Raw genomic sequence first — 17092 nt, forward strand, 5'->3', positions numbered from 1 at the left:
AGTTATTCCTATGTTCATAGAGCAACCTGCCAAATGGCTCAGATGGTTATATCCGAAAGCAATATGGAGAATGGACAAGAACGACCATTCGGTGTATCTCACATTCGATGATGGTCCGATTCCCGAATCCACCCCATTCATCCTGGAAACCTTGAGAAAGTACAATATCAAGGCTACCTTCTTCATGGTGGGCGAAAACGTATTGCGCAACCACGATCTCTACAACCAGATTGTAGCAGAGGGGCATCAGATAGGTAACCATACCTTCAATCATATCGGTGCCTTCAAGCATCGTGTCATCTCCTACGTGCTCAACACCAACAAGGCAAATGACATCATCCACGCCCATCTCTTCCGTCCACCTCACGGCTGGATGCGACAGAGCGAGTACTGGTGGCTGCACCGCACCTACAAGGTAATCATGTGGGATGTGGTAACCCGAGATTATTCCAAGTGGATGACGGCAGAAGATGTGGTGAACAATGTGAAGAAATATGCCCGCAACGGCAGCATCATCACCTTCCACGACTCGCTGAAGAGCATCGACAAGCTGAAGACGGCACTTCCACAATCCATAGAATGGCTGATGGAACAGGGATATGAATTTAAGATTTTTGATTAAATCATTTTTGATTAAAACATTTTGATTAAATCATCTTTGATTAAAACATTCAAAAGACAATGAGCAAGAGAATCAATAGTTATCAGGCTGTAGCCTCTTTCGTAAGAGGATTCTTCGAGGCATACGCACGCGGCATCATGGATGCTGCGGTTGGCGGCGATGACTTCCAGAAGAAGAACGACCCCAAAGAGGTGAAGCAGATGATGCTGGAACACTATGGAGAAGTGAACCAGTACTTCTTCGACATCATGTTCTCTACCCTCGTACGACTCAACTACAAGAGTGCGGAAGAGGCTAACGAGCGCATGCAGAAGAATTTTGAGAGCATGAAGAAGACCGATCCTACCTTCGAGCCAACCATGCTCGACTATCTGCGCATCGCCTGCAAATCGAACCAGCTGTACAAGGCGATGGAAGCTGAATACAAACGCAACTTCACCTGGCTCCTGCAGGGTAAGTTTACAAGCATAGAGGAGCACGTACGAGATTATACCCACGGTGTGCTCATCAGCCTTGCCGACGAGCCGATGGCTATCCATCTGCTGGTGCGCATCATCGTGAAGGCATACGCTGCCGGACTGAAATGTGTCAGCAAGGAAGGTACCCAGCAGCAGCTACACATGCCTACCCTGCACGGCATGCTACTAAACAATGTGAACATTCTCCTGAACGAGGCTCCGCTGAAGGGCGATCCTGAAGATCCTGTTGCCCTCTTCAAGGAGGCATGCAAGAACGAAGAAGAAAACATCAACGTTCTTTTCAACACATTAAACGATGCGATGAAAGAGCTGGCAGAGGAATAAGTTTTCCATCAAATTATACCGGAACTAAAATAACTGCACTTCAGCTGGGCAACGAGCGCACAACACGTGATATGCAAGCGCACAACAGCTGATATGCAAGCGCACAACAGCTGATATGCAAGCGCACAACAGCTGTTGTGCGGCTTTAGAAGCTGACTGTTCCGAAAATAAATAAGTAATATCCGGACAACTTTTACTATAAACGAGAACGACTTCTCACACTTATAAGCATTGCTGCCTATAATTGTGAGAAGTCGTTCTCATATATAATACAGTATCTTACTGCATATCATAAACTACCTGCATGAGCTTCTTACCAAGTTCATCAGCCTGCTCCATGGTTGAAGCCTCACTATATACGCGGATGATTGGTTCAGTGTTACTCTTGCGGAGGTGAACCCACTTGTCAGGGAAGTCAAGCTTCACACCGTCGATATCAGTAACAGTTACATCCTTCTCCTTGCCATACAGCTCCTTCACCTTGACGAGGATAGCATCTACATCGGTAGAAGCAGTCAGGTCGATGCGGTTCTTGGCGATGAAGTAGTTAGGGAAGCTGGCACGAAGCTCGCTCACCTTGCAGCCCTTATGAGCCAGACTGCTCAGGAAGAGAGCGATACCTACGAGGGCATCACGACCATAGTGGCTCTCAGGATAAATAACTCCACCATTGCCTTCGCCACCAATCACTGCATGAACATCCTTCATCTTGGTAGTTACATTCACCTCTCCTACGGCAGAAGCACAATATGAACCACCATGCTTCTCGGTTACATCGCGGAGAGCACGGGTAGAAGAAAGGTTGCTGACGGTGTTACCTGGAGTCTTGCTCAATACATAATCAGCTACACTTACCAGGGTATATTCCTCGCCAAACATCTTACCATCCTCGCAGATGAATGCCAGGCGGTCAACGTCCGGGTCAACAACGATACCCATATCATAGCCACCCTTCTTCAACTCATCCATGATGCCACCGAGGTTCTTCTCCAATGGCTCTGGGTTGTGAGCAAAATCACCGGTAGGCTCAGCATTCAGGAATGTATATTCTACGCCGAGTGCATCGAGCAACTCTGGGAGAATAACACCACCTACAGAGTTGATGGCATCTACACAAACCTTGAAATGAGCGTTCTTGATAGCCTCAACATCCACGAGCTTCAATGCAAGCACCGAGTCGATATGGCGCTTATTGAATGTATTATCTTCTGTATATTTTCCGAGAGCATCTACATCAGCATACTCGAAGTCTTCCTTCTCAGCGATACTCAATACCTCGCTACCATTGGCAGCAGTCAGGAACTCACCCTTCTCGTTGAGAAGCTTGAGAGCATTCCACTGGCGTGGGTTATGAGAAGCTGTGATGATGATACCACCGGCAGCACCACTCATGGTTACAGCCAACTCTGTAGTAGGAGTAGTAGCCAGACCGATGTTCAATACATCGTAACCCATACCCATCAAAGTTCCACAAACCACATTCTTTACCATCTCGCCTGAGATACGTGCATCACGGCCAACCACGATGGTGTTGCTCTTAGAAGCACCGCTACGACGGATGAATGTAGCGTAAGCAGATGTAAACTTGACGATGTCGAGCGGATTCAAAGTATCGCCCGCTGGACCGCCGATTGTTCCACGGATACCAGAAATAGACTTAATCAGTGTCATAATAATATCTTTTTAAAATGAAATTATCTTATCTGCCTCTTTGCAAGGTTAAATCATAGAGGCAGGCATATACGCTTCCTGATGCCGCTGTAGTACCATAGGTATGAGGAACTACCAGACGAACGTGAGCAATTCTCTCGCCCTCGGCATTACCACGACCAATCTTTACCCAACTGAAAGGAACCAGCCAGCCACTAGGTACTGTTCCGCTATAACCGCCGGAGTAGTTTTTGTTGTAAGTGGCTGCCATCAAGCTGCTATTCACATCAAAAGTACCGGTGAAAGTGCCGGAAGTATTGGTCACGGTCATCTTATCAGTATAGAAAGAATACTGCTTCAGATTATTGCTCAACTGCAAAGAGTTAAGACTCATCTCTGCTGCGGTATTCAGATTGTATTCAGAGAAACGAACGAGCACGTCGGTAGTCTCGCCCATCTTGATATAGTCGCCGCAACCCATTTCCAATACCTGCATATAAATACCGTTACTGTTGAAGAGCACATACTCGTTGTTGTTCTTGGAAGTATCAGTAAGAACCACGCTGTTGTCCTTCTGCTTCTTCTCCCAACGACTCTTGAATTCCTCTTCTGAAATGACCTTCACGTTTTCGTGACGCAAGAAAGAACTGATAGAGTCCAACTCGCGGTCACGCAAATCCTTATATGTCTCAGTATCGTTACATGCAGCAAACGAGAAAAGTGCTGCTATAGCCATGATGGCAAACAAAAATTTCTTCATTCCTTTTACTAAATTCTAATTTATTGGGCAAAGGTACAAAAAAGAAAAGACAACACCGAGAAGTATAGGATGATTTTATTATTATTTATCACTTATTATCATCCTAATGCCTCTTTCGGGGTTGTTTTTCCTTATTTTTCTGTTTTTTCAGGCGCAAAGGCCTCCTTATCTCAGTAAATCGGCAAAGGCAAGAATTGCCTTCTGGGCAATCTTCTCAGCCTCCTCAATACTGCAAAGCAGCTTACCGCCTGATGCGTTGCGATGACCGCCACCATTGAAGAACTGCTCCGCCATCTTATTGCATGGGAAATCATCCACAGAACGGAGACTCACCAATATGCGGTTGTCGATATCGGTATCCTCTCGGAGCGAGATGGAGAGCTTGTGACCTCTGATGGTAAGAGGCACGTTCACCAATCCTTCCAGATCGCCCTTGATGAAATCATACTCCTTCATCTCCTTGCGGGTTACGGTATAGTAACTGGCATGGAGCGACTCGATGACCTGCAGCTTCTCGTTCATCAGATGACCGCGGAAGCGGACCGCAGAGACACGGGCGTTGTTGAAGACGTTGCGATAAATCTTATCCTTGTCGATACCCTTGGTAAGCAGCTGGCAGATGATGTAGTAGATGTCCGGATTGGTAGAGTTATAGGTGAATCCACCCGTATCGGTCATCATACCGCAATATACGCAGGTAGCCCAGGTCTTATCCAACTCAGGGAAACCACCCAACTGCCATATCACACGGAACACCAGTTCGCTGGCGCTGCTGGCATGAGGCTGCGAAATCATCAGCTTAGCCTCCAGGTTAGGAGCCAGATGATGGTCGATGACAACACGCTGGGCCTTGCAGCCAGCAAGCACATGATCCATCTCATCCAGTCTGCCAGTGCTGCCGAAATCCACGCAGCATACCAGATCAGCCTCATCAAAAGCCTGCTGCACCTTGTCGGGATACTTGTCGTATCTCACGATATCATCACAACCAGGCAACCAGGAAAGGGCATCCGGTATCATATCAGGCACACAGATAACAGGCTTCTTACCCAGAGAGCGCAAAAAATAAGCCCATCCCAAAGATGAGCCAATAGCATCGCCATCAGGTGACTTGTGGGCACAGATGACAATATGCTGAGAAGCCGCTATCGTCTCTCGGAGAATAGCGGCTTCCTGTTCGTTTAAAATATCTAATTGAATATCCATCTAATAGAATTAGAAGAGCTTGTTAGGATATACACCCTCGTCGATGAGACTCTGGATTCTATCTACTACACTCTGGCGGTCGGCTGCATAAGTTACACCAAACCACTTGCTGGTGGTATCGAGTACCTTAACGGTAGATGTACCCTCATTGATGAGCTTGTTGACCATCAATGGGATAAAGAACTCAGCCTTTTTGTTCTCCATGTTCTTAGGATCGCTCAGGAACTCCTTGAAGTAAGCCTCGCTGTGAGCGAAGTAATCTGGAGTAAAGCCCCATACGTTCATAGATACAGGAGTGTTGTCGCCTACAGCAACCCACTTGCCTTCCTCGTCCTTGTAAGAAACCTCACCATTGATACGCATGATCTCGGTGCGCTCTACACAAGTTGTCAGGTTCTCGTTCTCGTCCTTAGAGCAGATACCACGAGCTACTGTACCGTTCTCGCTCAAGGTGTTGCCTACGCGGAAACCTACCATAGCATACTTGTTGGTGCTACCCTCTGGAAGTTCAGAGAGGAACTTGCCGATAACCATGAAGCAGTCACGGTTGTAGAAGTCATCGCAGTTGATTACGCAGAAAGGCTCCTTGATAACGTCCTTTGCCATCAACACTGCGTGGTTGGTACCCCATGGCTTCTCGCGACCCTCAGGTACGCTGAATCCTTCTGGGAGTGCATCCAAAGACTGGAAGCAAAGCTCTGCTGGAATATGGCCCTCGTACTTAGAGAGGATTTTCTCGCGGAACTGATCCTCGAAATCCTTGCGGATAACGAAAACGATCTTACCAAAACCAGCCTGAATAGCATCGTAGATACTGTAGTCCATAATAGTCTCACCATTAGGGCCCAGACCATCGAGCTGTTTCAAACCACCATAACGGCTACCCATACCAGCAGCCAAAAGCAATAATGTAGGTTTCATAATCTATATTTTTATTTAATAGTTGATATTTACGTTTAATCACCTGCAAAAGTAATAAAAAAAATGCACCTAACGGCATCTTTTCCTATTTTTTTTTGATTTACATCAATATTTGAATGATTTATGGAGCTTCATCCCCCAAAAACCGGGGCTAGAACGGATAGCCCACTGACAAATGATGCTAGAACGGATAGCCCACAGCCAAATGCAAGCTCTGGTTCTTCTTGAAGCTTGGAATGTTGTAGAATCCGCTCTTACCAGTATCGTATGGCAGATGCAGACCGATTCCCCAATCCACTCGAACCACAAACATTCCCATATCGTAGCGGATACCCACTCCAGTGCCTACAGCCAGCTGCTTGTAGAACTTATCAAACTTGAAGGCCTCGAAAGAGGAAAAATCGGCATCCTTCATCCAGACATTACCGGCATCCAGGAACAGGGCACCATAAAGATCGCCCCAGATCTTAGGACGGTATTCCAGATTCGCCTGGAACTTGATATCTCCCGTACGAAGGATGTTGGCATACTTGTTACTCAGGGCACTGTAGTCTTGCTCGCCTGGTCCGACACCTCGCACACTGAAGGCACGGATACTGTTGGCTCCACCTACATAGAACATCTCCGTGTAAGGTGCCTGACTCGAATTGCCGTAACTCCAGATCATTCCGGCATTCAGATGTCCCACCAGGGTGGATGTTTCATTCAGCTTCCAATACTTCACGAAATCTGTTTCCAGCTTGAAGAACTGAGAATACTCGTTCTTGAACATCGTCTTATCCTTGTCGTTCCATTTTCTGCCGCCCAGGAGATAGCCCAGCGACAGAATGTTGCCGGCTTCGCTCACCGTAGTTGACCACACGATAGGACTGCGGTATTTCTGCGCACTGCGATAGGTGTAGGTATAGCTCATCTTCGGGATAAAACGGTCGGCCATCGAAGTTGCCACATACACATTGTTATTCATGATGCTGTCGAACTTCGGAGAAGTATAGTTCATATACTCATACGAAAGAATCAGCGGACTGAACGAATGGCGATGCTGATAAGAAGTTGCCCAATCATAAGTCAGCTCTCCTCCAACCACATGACGACGGAAATAGCCGGCACGGTTCAGGATGTTCATAGATGCCTTGATGGTGGTATTCGGCGTACCGTAGTAACGGCGAGGGATATGACCTCTGCGGAATCTGCGCTCATTCTGTGCCATCGTGCGGAAAGCATTCCAAGGAGTGATGATGCTTGGGAACGACAGCGTGACATCCGATCCGAACTCATAGGAATTGATCTTGTTGGAACTTCCCCCCTGCCCCGTTATGGTCTGCCACTCATGAGAGCCATGGAAGTTGATATCCAGCTTCTCTCCACCCCGGAAGGCATTGCGCTTGGTCAGACCCACCACCAGCTCCGGACCTACCCTACCGGTAGTCTTGCCCTTGGCGTTGGCTTCTACATAGAAATCGTATGGTTTGTCGAACACCAGATCGATGTTGGCATCCAGAGTATCGCAATATTGCACATTTCCCAGACTGTCCAAAACCTGAGTGCTCCTAGGCACAAACTGCAGGTTGGTATAACTGAAGAGTCCCATCGACTGCAATCCTGCCTTTGCCGTATTTTCATCATCCACCATATAAAGTTTTCGTGGTCGGAGCTTCAACTCCCTGAGCACTACTCCGGCACGAATCGGCATTTTCTTGCCTGCATATCTGAAACTCAGATAGCGGCGCACAAAGCTATCGGTCATCTCCTCTATGAATTGTTTCTTGAAGTTGATGTTGATATTGCCGATATACCATTGTCGGGTTGCTTCCGGCTCAATGCTGTCCACCATCGACAGACGGAGGTTCACCTTGCCGGGCGTATTCACGGTATCTGCAAGATAAGAAGCATAGCCATTTTGATAGAAGTAATAGCCATGGTTGCGGAAAAGACGGGTGAGTCGCTGACGCTCCTGCTCCAGATTGGAGACATTGAATGGGCTTCCCTTTCTGATAACGGCCTGCGACATCGTAGAATCGATGAGCTGCTTGCCATGTTCCGGGAAATTGAGATAAGCCACGGAATCCAATCTCCACAAATGTCCCATATTCACCTTATAAGCCACCTTGGCTTCCTTCGGATTGCTCTGGGTGAGCACTTCGTAATCTACCTTGCCATTGAAATAGCCCAACTTGTCGAGCTGATGCTCAGCCACCTGTGCTCTCAACTTCGGATTCACATTCTCCATCAGCTTAGGTTTCGAACCGAACACCTTGGTAATCCATCTGGAAAGAGCATCATCCGACGGAGAGAAGGCATTCCATATCCATAAGCGGACAGGAAACGGAGTACGGAAATAGCTGCTTCCCATAAAAGCTCCCGTCGGGGCTGATGCAAGAGCAAACTCCATCTCTTCCTTCACCGAGTCGGCATAGGTATTCGCCTCGTAGTTGGAGTATTCTATAGGCTTCAAACCGGTAAACAGCTGCTCGTCTTCCTTCAGGGCACTCGTAGAAGAGCACCCTGTAAACAGGAAGCTGAACAGCATCACCGCTGCCGCTATATATATAATAAGGTGAAGTCGATTCTTCTTTTTCATATTCACTAGCTTATTTTTCGTTGTTTCTAATAACAGAATCCTTGCGGGTCCGCAGCATCACTGAATCCTTACGGGTCCGCAGCATCGGAGAGTCTGTAGGCACCTGCTGCTTCTCAGTCTTCCATCTGAAGATATCCGAGAACTTGGAGAGTTTTCTGCGCCAGGTGAAACCGCCGCCATACTCCCCAATCTGACCATCCAGCCAATCATAGGTGTTGGCATTATAAAAGGCTCTTACATACATGCTGGCTCCTTCGTTGAGACGATACTGAACCTCCACATTGTTGAAGAAAGACTCATTCTTGTTGGCATTCTCCAGTTCTGCACCGGTTGAAACCTGTCCACCCACAGAGAAACTCAGGCGATTATTGAAGAATCGCTTGGCGAACTTGAAGTTGTAGTCGGTATGCGTTCCGCCAGAGGCATTGGTCTGGTTATCCACCGACATACCCACATCGAGTCCGATGCTTCGCATGGCTGTACCTGCAATGTTATTGATCTCGGAGTTGAGGAATGAAGTCAGGGCGGTATTCATCGAGAACGAACTGGTGGTTCCACTCGCCAGATACATACCCGAAGCCAGCATCGTGATGGCTATCTTGCCTCGCTCCTCTACACTCATCGAATTCAACTCATCCTGGATGGTCTGGTCGTTGGATGCCGAGATGATAAACTGGATACCCGGTTTCTCCAGAGTCTGACTCAGCTTCACACCACAGATGAAATCCACCGAGCGTCCACTACCCTCACCCTCGTTGACGGTAGTCTTGATATCCTCCGTTGCCGTAATATTCAGGGTAGGATTAAACGGATCACCCGTAAACTGGATATAGCTTCCATCCTGGATATCAAAGGTCTTCAATGGAATGATAGGCAGAGAGTACTTCATCTCACCATCATTCAGGGTATATCGACCCGTCAGCCGGATACCGTCAGCCGTATTGTACCGCATCTGCAAATTGCCTCCTCCCATCAGATCCACATAATTGGTCTTATCGGCATTCAAGGCACAGAGAATACGCGCCGACTCATCGATTGACATACTCAGCAACATATCGAAACCATCCAGCGTAGGCTTCTGAACCACAACCTCCTTGCCACTCTTGAAATTGGCAAACTTCACCAGTTCCTCCAGCTGGTTATCGGTAGTGAGTTCCGACTCACGCAAGATATAGGTCATATTGGTCTTGCCCAGTACATCCAGCTTACCCATCATCTTCAGATTAGACAATGAGCCCTGCATGCTTCCGAAGAAGTTGACATACGCCTTGCCGAATGCCTCTGAGCGGGCATTCTCCTCTGCATCAATCAGCAGGAAGTCCTGCGCTCTCATCCGGATATTCAGCTTCATATTCTCCACATCCGTGAAGTCGAGGGCACCCTGGATATTGAGCGGACTCTCGTTGTTGGCATACATCATGAAGTTCTCGAAGAGCAGATTACTGTCTGTAATGCGCACTGGATCGTTGGCAAATCGCATGGAAATACCGTATGGCACACTTACCAGATAAGCAGAATCGAGATATACCTCACCATCGATATCAAGATTACTCAAGGCACCCTTCATCTTCAGGGCACCTTCGCCATATCCCTTCAAACCGATGAGCTGATCAGGTACAAAACCATTGATAAAGTGCAAAGGAAGCTTCTCTAATCCTACCTCTGCATCCAGATCGCCGGCACCTTCCGACTTGTATGTACCCGTAACAGTTGCCACCTCATCACCCTCATAGGTAAGGATGGCATCTACATAGTGAGAACCGTCACTCTTTGGCATATAAGTAAACTCCGAGCCCACATTGCCCATCGGACATTTCTCGTAGGTCATATTATCTATCTTCAGATTAGAAGAAACAGAGAGTTCTTCCTTGGTCTGGATAAAGTGGAAGTCACCATCCATGATACCCGTGATATCCGGCATATACGGAATCACACTCAGCACCTTGTCCAGATTGAACCTGCTCATGCTGACGGTGATATCCTGCAGGGCATCCTCGTTCTTATCGTTGGAATAGACACGCATACCCATATTGCCCGCTGCTGCCTTCAGCACCAGATCGGCAGATACACGTCCGTCATCACTCAACATCACATAGTTGGAATCATTGGCTACGAACTCCTTATAACCCAATATCGGATGGGTATCTATCAGAGACACTTTCACACCATTAGGCTGCAACATGGCAGCGAGTCCCACATCCACACCCAACTTATTGGATGCATCATAGAGGCGAGCCTTGATATTGGAACCATGCTCCTGAACCTCGCCATCTACCAAAGCCCGGAACACATACTGCGGATTATGACGGTTGTTCTGAACACGGGCAGAATAGCGGATGGTATCTCCCTGCGTATGGACCAAGGCACGGATGGTATCCAGTTGCATGCCACCCGCTACCAGGGAGTCGATGTTCATATATCCTTCGAGTCCCGCCACAGGCGAAGCATTCAGCTCCATCTCCACCGACTTGAAATGGTAACCCATATATTCGATGAATCGGGAAATGAAGTTATCCTTACCTGTAGAAAGGTAGATATGTCCGCTAGGGAAACTGTTGCGAATCATCACCTGATCGATGCGACGGTTCTTGAGCTGCTTCCATAATTCCTTCTGCAAACCGGTAACTCTGTGCAGGAGTTTCTCGTAGCCTCCATGCGCATCCATGTTCAGACGGAAATCTCCACACTCTGCTATGGCATGGGTGGTATCTCTATCGGTCAGGATATCTACCTTCACACCTACTGGGCGATAGACTTTCTTTTCTGTCCTTACGGTGATATCATCCAGGTTAGCCCATACCTTGTGACTATCCTTCAGATCGGAATGAACATCGATTTGACCACATAGCGAAACATCCACTGGCTTATCGGTAATCTTCAACTGATACATACTGGCATGGCGCACATCTGCTACCAGTGTAGCCTGCAACTTCTTGGTACTAGCCAGGGCATCCACGGCGATGTTACCATTCAGCAGATCATTCCTACTATCCAGCTTGGCATGAATTCTACCGTTGGCAACCTGCGCATCAGCCACCATGTCATGCAACTGATACTTGTCATAATGTACCTGGTTAACCTTGGCTTTCGCCATCAGTCGGGTTCGAGGCGACAGAAAATCAGTACCCACGCCCTTTGCCTCTACCTCTCCCGTAAAGGTGTAGAGATTCTGGTGAGGCAGGAAATGCTGGACCTGAATCTGCCGTGCCTGCAACTTTGCCTGATAAGCCAGGCGATTCATATCGATGCTGCCATCCCTACGGGTCTTGGCATCGATGGTAGCATCCACCTTCATGCTTCCCTTACCTTCGGTAAGAGCCAGTCTGGTGGCATACTTCGTTCCATCCATCTTCACATTTCCCTGAATGCCGATGCCGCTAGGGATGCGGATTTCCTGTGTCAAGGCAGGATCGAGCATGGCTGTTACCATACCGAGATTATAGGTTCGTGCCTTCAGATTGATATTCGCTTTCAGACGATTCATATCTGTCATATTAGCTACCATGCCATCCGTGCTTAAATCGAAAACGGTAGGCAGATTCACCTTGACTCCCGAGAAAGAGGCACGCTGCATGTTTCCCTTCAGCGAACCTTCCACCTTCATCGGATAGTAAGGCCATCGGCTCTTCATCTGTTTTGGCAACGCATCACCGATGAAGAGGAATAGATCAGAACGCCCCAAGGCACCTTTCACACGCGCCATTACCTTGCCAGGATTCTTCTCGGCAAAGGCATTCATATCCATATCTACAGTAGCCTGTAAATGAGATTCCGGAGTACGGAAATAGAGATCCGGCAACTGCAACTTCACGGAATCCATCACAAATCTGCCATTAAGCTGATCTATCTTCAGTCCACTCTTCTCCTTCATCCTTGCTTCCTTGATCTTTACATCAATCCTGGAATCGCAGAAATAGAAGGAATCGGCCTTCAATGCCATATCGTGGAAGGCAAGATGGTTGAAGTCCAGACCGGATACCGAGCGTTCGAAATTCTGGTCGTAGTTCACCCTGCCGTTCTTCCAGTCCAAGTGCTTGACCTGATACAGACCTTTGAACAGGTCAAGGTAGGTGGTGCGGGCGATCGCATCACCGAAATAAGCATTCACCTGAAGGGTATCTCCAGGCATGTGTAGGGTAAAATCGGTATTCTTTAGTTTCAGTTTCTGTAAGTGAATCTTCCAGTAATTGGTGCTCGGAGTCGTATCTGGCGGAACGGTATCGCTCAATTCCACAGACAATCTGGCATCTGATATCAGGGCATCGTTCACATTCACATGCTCCTTACCCAGATCTATACCATGCGCCATCAGCTGCAATCTGCCCACATCTCCCTTGATTCGGGCTTCGTGGATAAAGTTGGTGGTGTTCACCTTCATCTTCGTGAAGTTCAGTTCATCCACCATCACCTGATTGCTGAAAAGTGGCAGCAACTGCACATCTACCACCATCTTCTGGATGTCGGCTACGGTATCTTTTTTATTTCTTAAAGCAAGGTTTCTGCTGTTCTTCAAAGAATCGACAGGTTGCAGTACTTTCACGCCTTCCACTCCCAGCTTGAGAGGGAAAACGAGTTGTACATGCTCTACGGAAATATCCATGCCTGTCGATTCTGAAGCATAAGAAGCAACTTGCTTTACTGCCCAGTTCTGTACTGGAGGCAAATAAAGCAAAACTGCTAACAATAATATGAGCACGAATGGGGTAATAACAACGATCCCCACCCATTTCGCATACTTCTTCATAAGCATGGATATTAAATTGTTATGGAGCAATAGCTCTCCATAGATTATCATCTGGCAGAGGAGCTTCCACTACAATGGTTTCTTTTGATACTGGATGCACAAACTCTATCTTGTGCGAAAGAAGAGAGATACTTCCGTCGGCATTGCTGCGAGGAGAACCGTATTTCAGGTCGCCCTTGATCGGGCACCCCATCTTAGCTAACTGGCATCTGATCTGATGATGACGACCTGTCATCAGGTTCACTTCCAAAAGGGTGTAATGATCAGTATGCCCTATCACCTTATACTTCAATATCGTCTTCTTCGAATTCTTCACCTCATGGTCGTAAGCATAGCTTTTATTCTGCTTTTCGTTTCTTACTATCCAATGAGTCAATGTTGCCTCAGTCTCACGTGGCATATTCTTCACGATAGCCCAATAGGTCTTGTGAACTTCGCCATCACGGAACATATTGTTCAGACGGCTCAAAGCCTTGGAGGTTTTGGCAAATACCACGAGTCCTGAGACAGGACGATCAAGTCGATGCACCACTCCCAGGAATACATTTCCTGGTTTCTGGTACTTCTCCTTGATATATTGTTTTACCGTCTCTGAGAGAGGCTCATCGCCGGTCTTGTCGCCCTGCACGATTTCACCACTTCTCTTAGAGACGATAATTATATGGTTGTCCTCGTAAACTACCTGCATGTTTTATCTAAAACAGATGCCAATAGATTACATATTCATACCACCATCGATCTGGATTACCTGACCGCTTACGTAGCTTGACATATCAGAAGCGAGGAAGAGACAAACATTTGCAATATCCTCAGTCTGACCACCACGACGCAAAGGAATCTTCTTCATCCAGTCCTTACGGATTTCCTCTGGCAACTGTGCAGTCATAGCAGTCTCGATGAAACCAGGAGCTACTGCGTTAGCACGTACACCCTTAGGACCCAACTCCTGGGCAATAGACTTAGCCAAAGCAATCATACCAGCCTTAGAAGCAGCATAGTTGCACTGACCAGCGTTACCATGAACACCAACAACAGAAGCCATGTTGATGATAGAACCGCTGCGCTGACGGAGCATGATAGGAGAACAAGCGTGGATAAAGTTGAAGGCAGACTTCAAGTTTACGTTCAAAACTGCATCCCACTGAGCCTCAGTCATACGAAGCATCAAACCGTCCTTAGTGATACCTGCGTTGTTAACGAGAATATCGATAGAACCGAAATCTGCGTGAATCTGCTTAACGGTCTTCTCAGTCTCCTCGAAGTCAGCAGCATTACCAGCATATGCGCGGCATGTTACACCAAGAGCCTCAATCTCCTTGCGAGTAGCCTCCAAGCCAGCTGCCATATCATCATTGAGTACGAGGTCTGTGAATGCGATGTTAGCACCCTCAGAAGCAAATTTCATAGCGACAGCCTTACCGATGCCGCGAGCTGCACCTGTTACAAGGGCAGTTTTACCTGTTAATAATCCCATTTCTTTCTTATTTAATTAATAATCAGTTTATTATGAATATCTTATTTAAAGTTTTAAGCCTGATTTACCCAAGGCGCCATAAACAACCTTTGCAACCAGCGGTTTACTTGACTCCACATTCATACCATGGCCTAATCTTCCATAAATGAAAGGTACTTCCAGCCCCTTGATACAATAGTGGGTAATATCAGCAACTAAATCAATATTGTCAATGTCAAATTCCCCATCTTCCTTTCCCTCGGCATAGACACGACGGAAGATTTCGATTTCATCCTCATCAAAGTTCTTGCGAGCTTTCTCTACCATCCAGATGTTACGGAAGAACTCAGCACGAAGATTGCCATTACGTACCACTGTTTCCTTGATCATACTGAGATGAGTGTAAATCAATTCTATGATCTTGTCCTGAGGACGCATCTTACAGTTGGCTACCTCATCCAATTTATCAGAAAGACGCTCCAACTCCGACTCGATGACTGCATAATAGACATCTTCCTTTCTACTGAAATAGGTATAAAGCGTACGACGCCCCTTACCAGATGCTACAGCAATATCATTCATTGTAGTATTGGCTATACCATTCTTGGCAAACAGTTGTCTTGCAACATCTACCAGTTTTTGTCTTGTTTTGGATACTGACATATCGAAGCCCTTCCTTTATTTTATTAGTTGCACATAAATTTATCTATGTGCAAAAGTAGTGGTTTTATTCGATATACGCAAATATTTAGTGTTAAAAAATAGAATATGTTGGATTTCAAATGAATATAAAGCAAAATGAAAGGGAAATCAATGAGAAAACTAAAGAAATTCTAGATAATCAAGAGGGATAAGAGAAAAAGAACAATGGAGGAGAAAAGGTGATAAACACAATATGAAGAAAACAAAAAAGGAAGTGATTAGATAATCACTTCCTATATTTGGTTGCGGCGGCAGGACTCGAACATGCGACCTCCAGGTTATGAGCCTGGCGAGCTACCAACTGCTCCACACCGCGATATCATCAACTCATTTCTGAATTGCGAGTGCAAAGGTACTACTTTTTTTGTTAACCACCAAACATTTCTAGCAAAAAGTTATCTTTTTAACACGTTTTTAACATTTAGAGACAAAAAAAGTTCGATTTGGCAGATAAAAATAGAGAAAAAGTATGATAAAAAGAAGAAACTGGAATAAAAGTGGAAAAAGAGAATGATTATAGAGAACAAACAAAAATCCGATCCATCCTGGAAGGATAGATCGGACATATCAAAAATCAATTACTTTTTCAAAAGATTCATGACCTTCTCAAAATAGCGCTGTGTTCTCTTCACACTATAATGGTTTCCACCATTCCAAGCACGAATTGCGTGCTCGATGCTATTCAGAGGATTGTGGACAGACTGAATCAGGAGGAACATCTCCTTAGACTTCGCAATGCTGAATCTATCAGCCAAAGTGAAACGCTTCTTGCTCTTGCGTCTCTTTAAAATGTCATTACACTCTGCCACTAAGATAGGAGTAATCTGCATAACACCAACAGAACTTCCACTCTTTGCTTTGGGGTTACCCTCACTCTCTACCTGGATAATCGCTTCCATCACTGGAGTCCAATCGAAATCATCAGTAGAGGATACATTTACATTCGTATCAGCCGACGCTGTACTTACCTTCATCATCAGCATCAAGATGCTGACTAATACCATTGTTATTCTCTTCATATTTTTTGTTTTATGGAACCTGAAAAGCTGAACTACAACATCAGTGATTTCGCGGTGGCAACTTGTGAGAAAAAGATAGGCTGCTCACCTCAGTTCCGTTAGATACCTTAACGGATATCAATCTATGCGAAAACGCATAAACATGTTATCCTTATTCTTATCGTTTGCAAAATTACAAAAAAAAATCGAGATATGCAAGTAATAGACTGATTATCAGCGCTTTTTTAATATTTTAAACACTTTATAACATAGATTCTTGACGTATATCAAACAAAAAAGCCTCAGAAATCTTTCGAAATCTGAGGCTTTGATAAAAGAAGGCGGCTACCTACTCTCCCGCATTGCATTGCAGTACCATCGGCGCAAGTGAGCTTAACTTCTCTGTTCGGAATGGGAAGAGGTGGGACCTCACCGCAATAACCACCTGATAATGGGGTATGACGTATTTGCACACAAGCAAACTGTATTTGATAGTAAAGAACCACCGTCAGCGTCCCCGTTCCTCTCGATTCCATCGAGAGTCCCGTGTATACAGCTGAAACTATGAACTTTCCTAAAGAAAGTGTTCGGGCAATTAGTAATGCTCGGCTTTGACATCGCTGTCTTTACACCTGCATCCTATCAACGTCAT

12 protein-coding genes, 1 tRNA gene and 1 rRNA gene are annotated in these 17092 nt (G+C 46.2%); 2 read left to right on the forward strand and 12 right to left on the reverse strand.

Annotation, left to right across the window (positions count from 1 at the left end):
- Positions 1–10 precede the first annotated feature (10 nt).
- Positions 11–622 (forward strand): polysaccharide deacetylase family protein, encoded by a 612-nt coding sequence (locus AAAT87_RS06720; protein WP_089544915.1) that lies wholly within the window; start codon positions 11–13, stop codon positions 620–622.
- A gap of 59 nt (positions 623–681) precedes the next feature.
- Positions 682–1425, forward strand: a complete 744-nt coding sequence (locus tag AAAT87_RS06725) for a hypothetical protein (RefSeq protein ID WP_349226020.1) — start codon at positions 682–684, stop codon at positions 1423–1425.
- 279 nt (positions 1426–1704) lie between these two features.
- On the opposite strand, the gene glmM is transcribed toward AAAT87_RS06725, so the two are convergent.
- The 12 genes from glmM to rrf form a co-directional block, all read right to left on the reverse strand.
- The gene (glmM, locus tag AAAT87_RS06730) at positions 1705–3096 is read right to left on the reverse strand and encodes a phosphoglucosamine mutase (protein ID WP_295023739.1); all 1392 of its coding nucleotides are present in this window, start codon (positions 3094–3096) and stop codon (positions 1705–1707) included.
- Between the two features lie 28 nt (positions 3097–3124).
- Positions 3125–3835 carry a BamK family beta-barrel-assembly machinery protein gene (bamK, locus tag AAAT87_RS06735; RefSeq protein WP_298530029.1) on the reverse strand — a complete coding sequence of 237 codons (711 nt, stop codon included), beginning with the start codon at positions 3833–3835 and terminating at the stop codon, positions 3125–3127.
- Between the two features lie 165 nt (positions 3836–4000).
- Entirely contained in the window at positions 4001–5035 is a 1035-nt protein-coding gene (locus AAAT87_RS06740) for a DHH family phosphoesterase (protein ID WP_295023745.1), read from the reverse strand.
- A gap of 15 nt (positions 5036–5050) precedes the next feature.
- The gene (locus AAAT87_RS06745) at positions 5051–5962 is read right to left on the reverse strand and encodes a glycosyltransferase family protein (RefSeq protein ID WP_089544919.1); all 912 of its coding nucleotides are present in this window, start codon (positions 5960–5962) and stop codon (positions 5051–5053) included.
- Between the two features lie 181 nt (positions 5963–6143).
- Complete coding sequence (gene tamL / locus AAAT87_RS06750) at positions 6144–8543, reverse strand: translocation and assembly module lipoprotein TamL (protein ID WP_296974349.1); 2400 nt, start codon at positions 8541–8543, stop codon at positions 6144–6146.
- A gap of 10 nt (positions 8544–8553) precedes the next feature.
- Positions 8554–13287, reverse strand: coding sequence for a translocation/assembly module TamB domain-containing protein (locus AAAT87_RS06755; RefSeq protein WP_349226021.1), 4734 nt, complete (start codon positions 13285–13287; stop codon positions 8554–8556).
- A gap of 19 nt (positions 13288–13306) precedes the next feature.
- On the reverse strand, positions 13307–13975 hold the full coding sequence (locus tag AAAT87_RS06760) for an RluA family pseudouridine synthase (RefSeq protein ID WP_349226022.1): 669 nt from the start codon (positions 13973–13975) through the stop codon (positions 13307–13309).
- 27 nt (positions 13976–14002) lie between these two features.
- Positions 14003–14761, reverse strand: a complete 759-nt coding sequence (gene fabG, locus AAAT87_RS06765) for a 3-oxoacyl-[acyl-carrier-protein] reductase (protein WP_119249530.1) — start codon at positions 14759–14761, stop codon at positions 14003–14005.
- Between the two features lie 45 nt (positions 14762–14806).
- The gene (locus tag AAAT87_RS06770; protein ID WP_117663502.1) at positions 14807–15403 is read right to left on the reverse strand and encodes a TetR/AcrR family transcriptional regulator; all 597 of its coding nucleotides are present in this window, start codon (positions 15401–15403) and stop codon (positions 14807–14809) included.
- A gap of 279 nt (positions 15404–15682) precedes the next feature.
- Positions 15683–15758: transfer RNA gene (locus tag AAAT87_RS06775), tRNA-Met, on the reverse strand.
- Positions 15759–16020: 262 nt separating this feature from the next.
- Positions 16021–16461 (reverse strand): lytic transglycosylase domain-containing protein, encoded by a 441-nt coding sequence (locus tag AAAT87_RS06780; protein ID WP_118311028.1) that lies wholly within the window; start codon positions 16459–16461, stop codon positions 16021–16023.
- A gap of 315 nt (positions 16462–16776) precedes the next feature.
- Positions 16777–16889 (reverse strand): 5S ribosomal RNA (gene rrf, locus AAAT87_RS06785).
- Between the last annotated feature and the right edge of the window lie 203 nt (positions 16890–17092).

Origin of the sequence: Segatella sinensis, assembly GCF_040095255.1 — a bacterium.
Taxonomy (GTDB): domain Bacteria; phylum Bacteroidota; class Bacteroidia; order Bacteroidales; family Bacteroidaceae; genus Prevotella; species Prevotella sinensis.

Bases quoted from the DNA above. Each gene is read 5' to 3' on its own strand.
- AAAT87_RS06720 (WP_089544915.1), top strand. From the start codon at position 11: ATGTTCATAGAGCAACCTGCCAAATGGCTCAGATGGTTATATCCGAAA.
- AAAT87_RS06725 (WP_349226020.1), top strand. From the start codon at position 682: ATGAGCAAGAGAATCAATAGTTATCAGGCTGTAGCCTCTTTCGTAAGA.
- glmM (WP_295023739.1), bottom strand. From the start codon at position 3,096: ATGACACTGATTAAGTCTATTTCTGGTATCCGTGGAACAATCGGCGGT.
- bamK (WP_298530029.1), bottom strand. From the start codon at position 3,835: ATGAAGAAATTTTTGTTTGCCATCATGGCTATAGCAGCACTTTTCTCG.
- AAAT87_RS06745 (WP_089544919.1), bottom strand. From the start codon at position 5,962: ATGAAACCTACATTATTGCTTTTGGCTGCTGGTATGGGTAGCCGTTAT.
- tamL (WP_296974349.1), bottom strand. From the start codon at position 8,543: ATGAAAAAGAAGAATCGACTTCACCTTATTATATATATAGCGGCAGCG.
- AAAT87_RS06755 (WP_349226021.1), bottom strand. From the start codon at position 13,287: ATGAAGAAGTATGCGAAATGGGTGGGGATCGTTGTTATTACCCCATTC.
- AAAT87_RS06760 (WP_349226022.1), bottom strand. From the start codon at position 13,975: ATGCAGGTAGTTTACGAGGACAACCATATAATTATCGTCTCTAAGAGA.
- fabG (WP_119249530.1), bottom strand. From the start codon at position 14,761: ATGGGATTATTAACAGGTAAAACTGCCCTTGTAACAGGTGCAGCTCGC.
- AAAT87_RS06770 (WP_117663502.1), bottom strand. From the start codon at position 15,403: ATGTCAGTATCCAAAACAAGACAAAAACTGGTAGATGTTGCAAGACAA.
- AAAT87_RS06780 (WP_118311028.1), bottom strand. From the start codon at position 16,461: ATGAAGAGAATAACAATGGTATTAGTCAGCATCTTGATGCTGATGATG.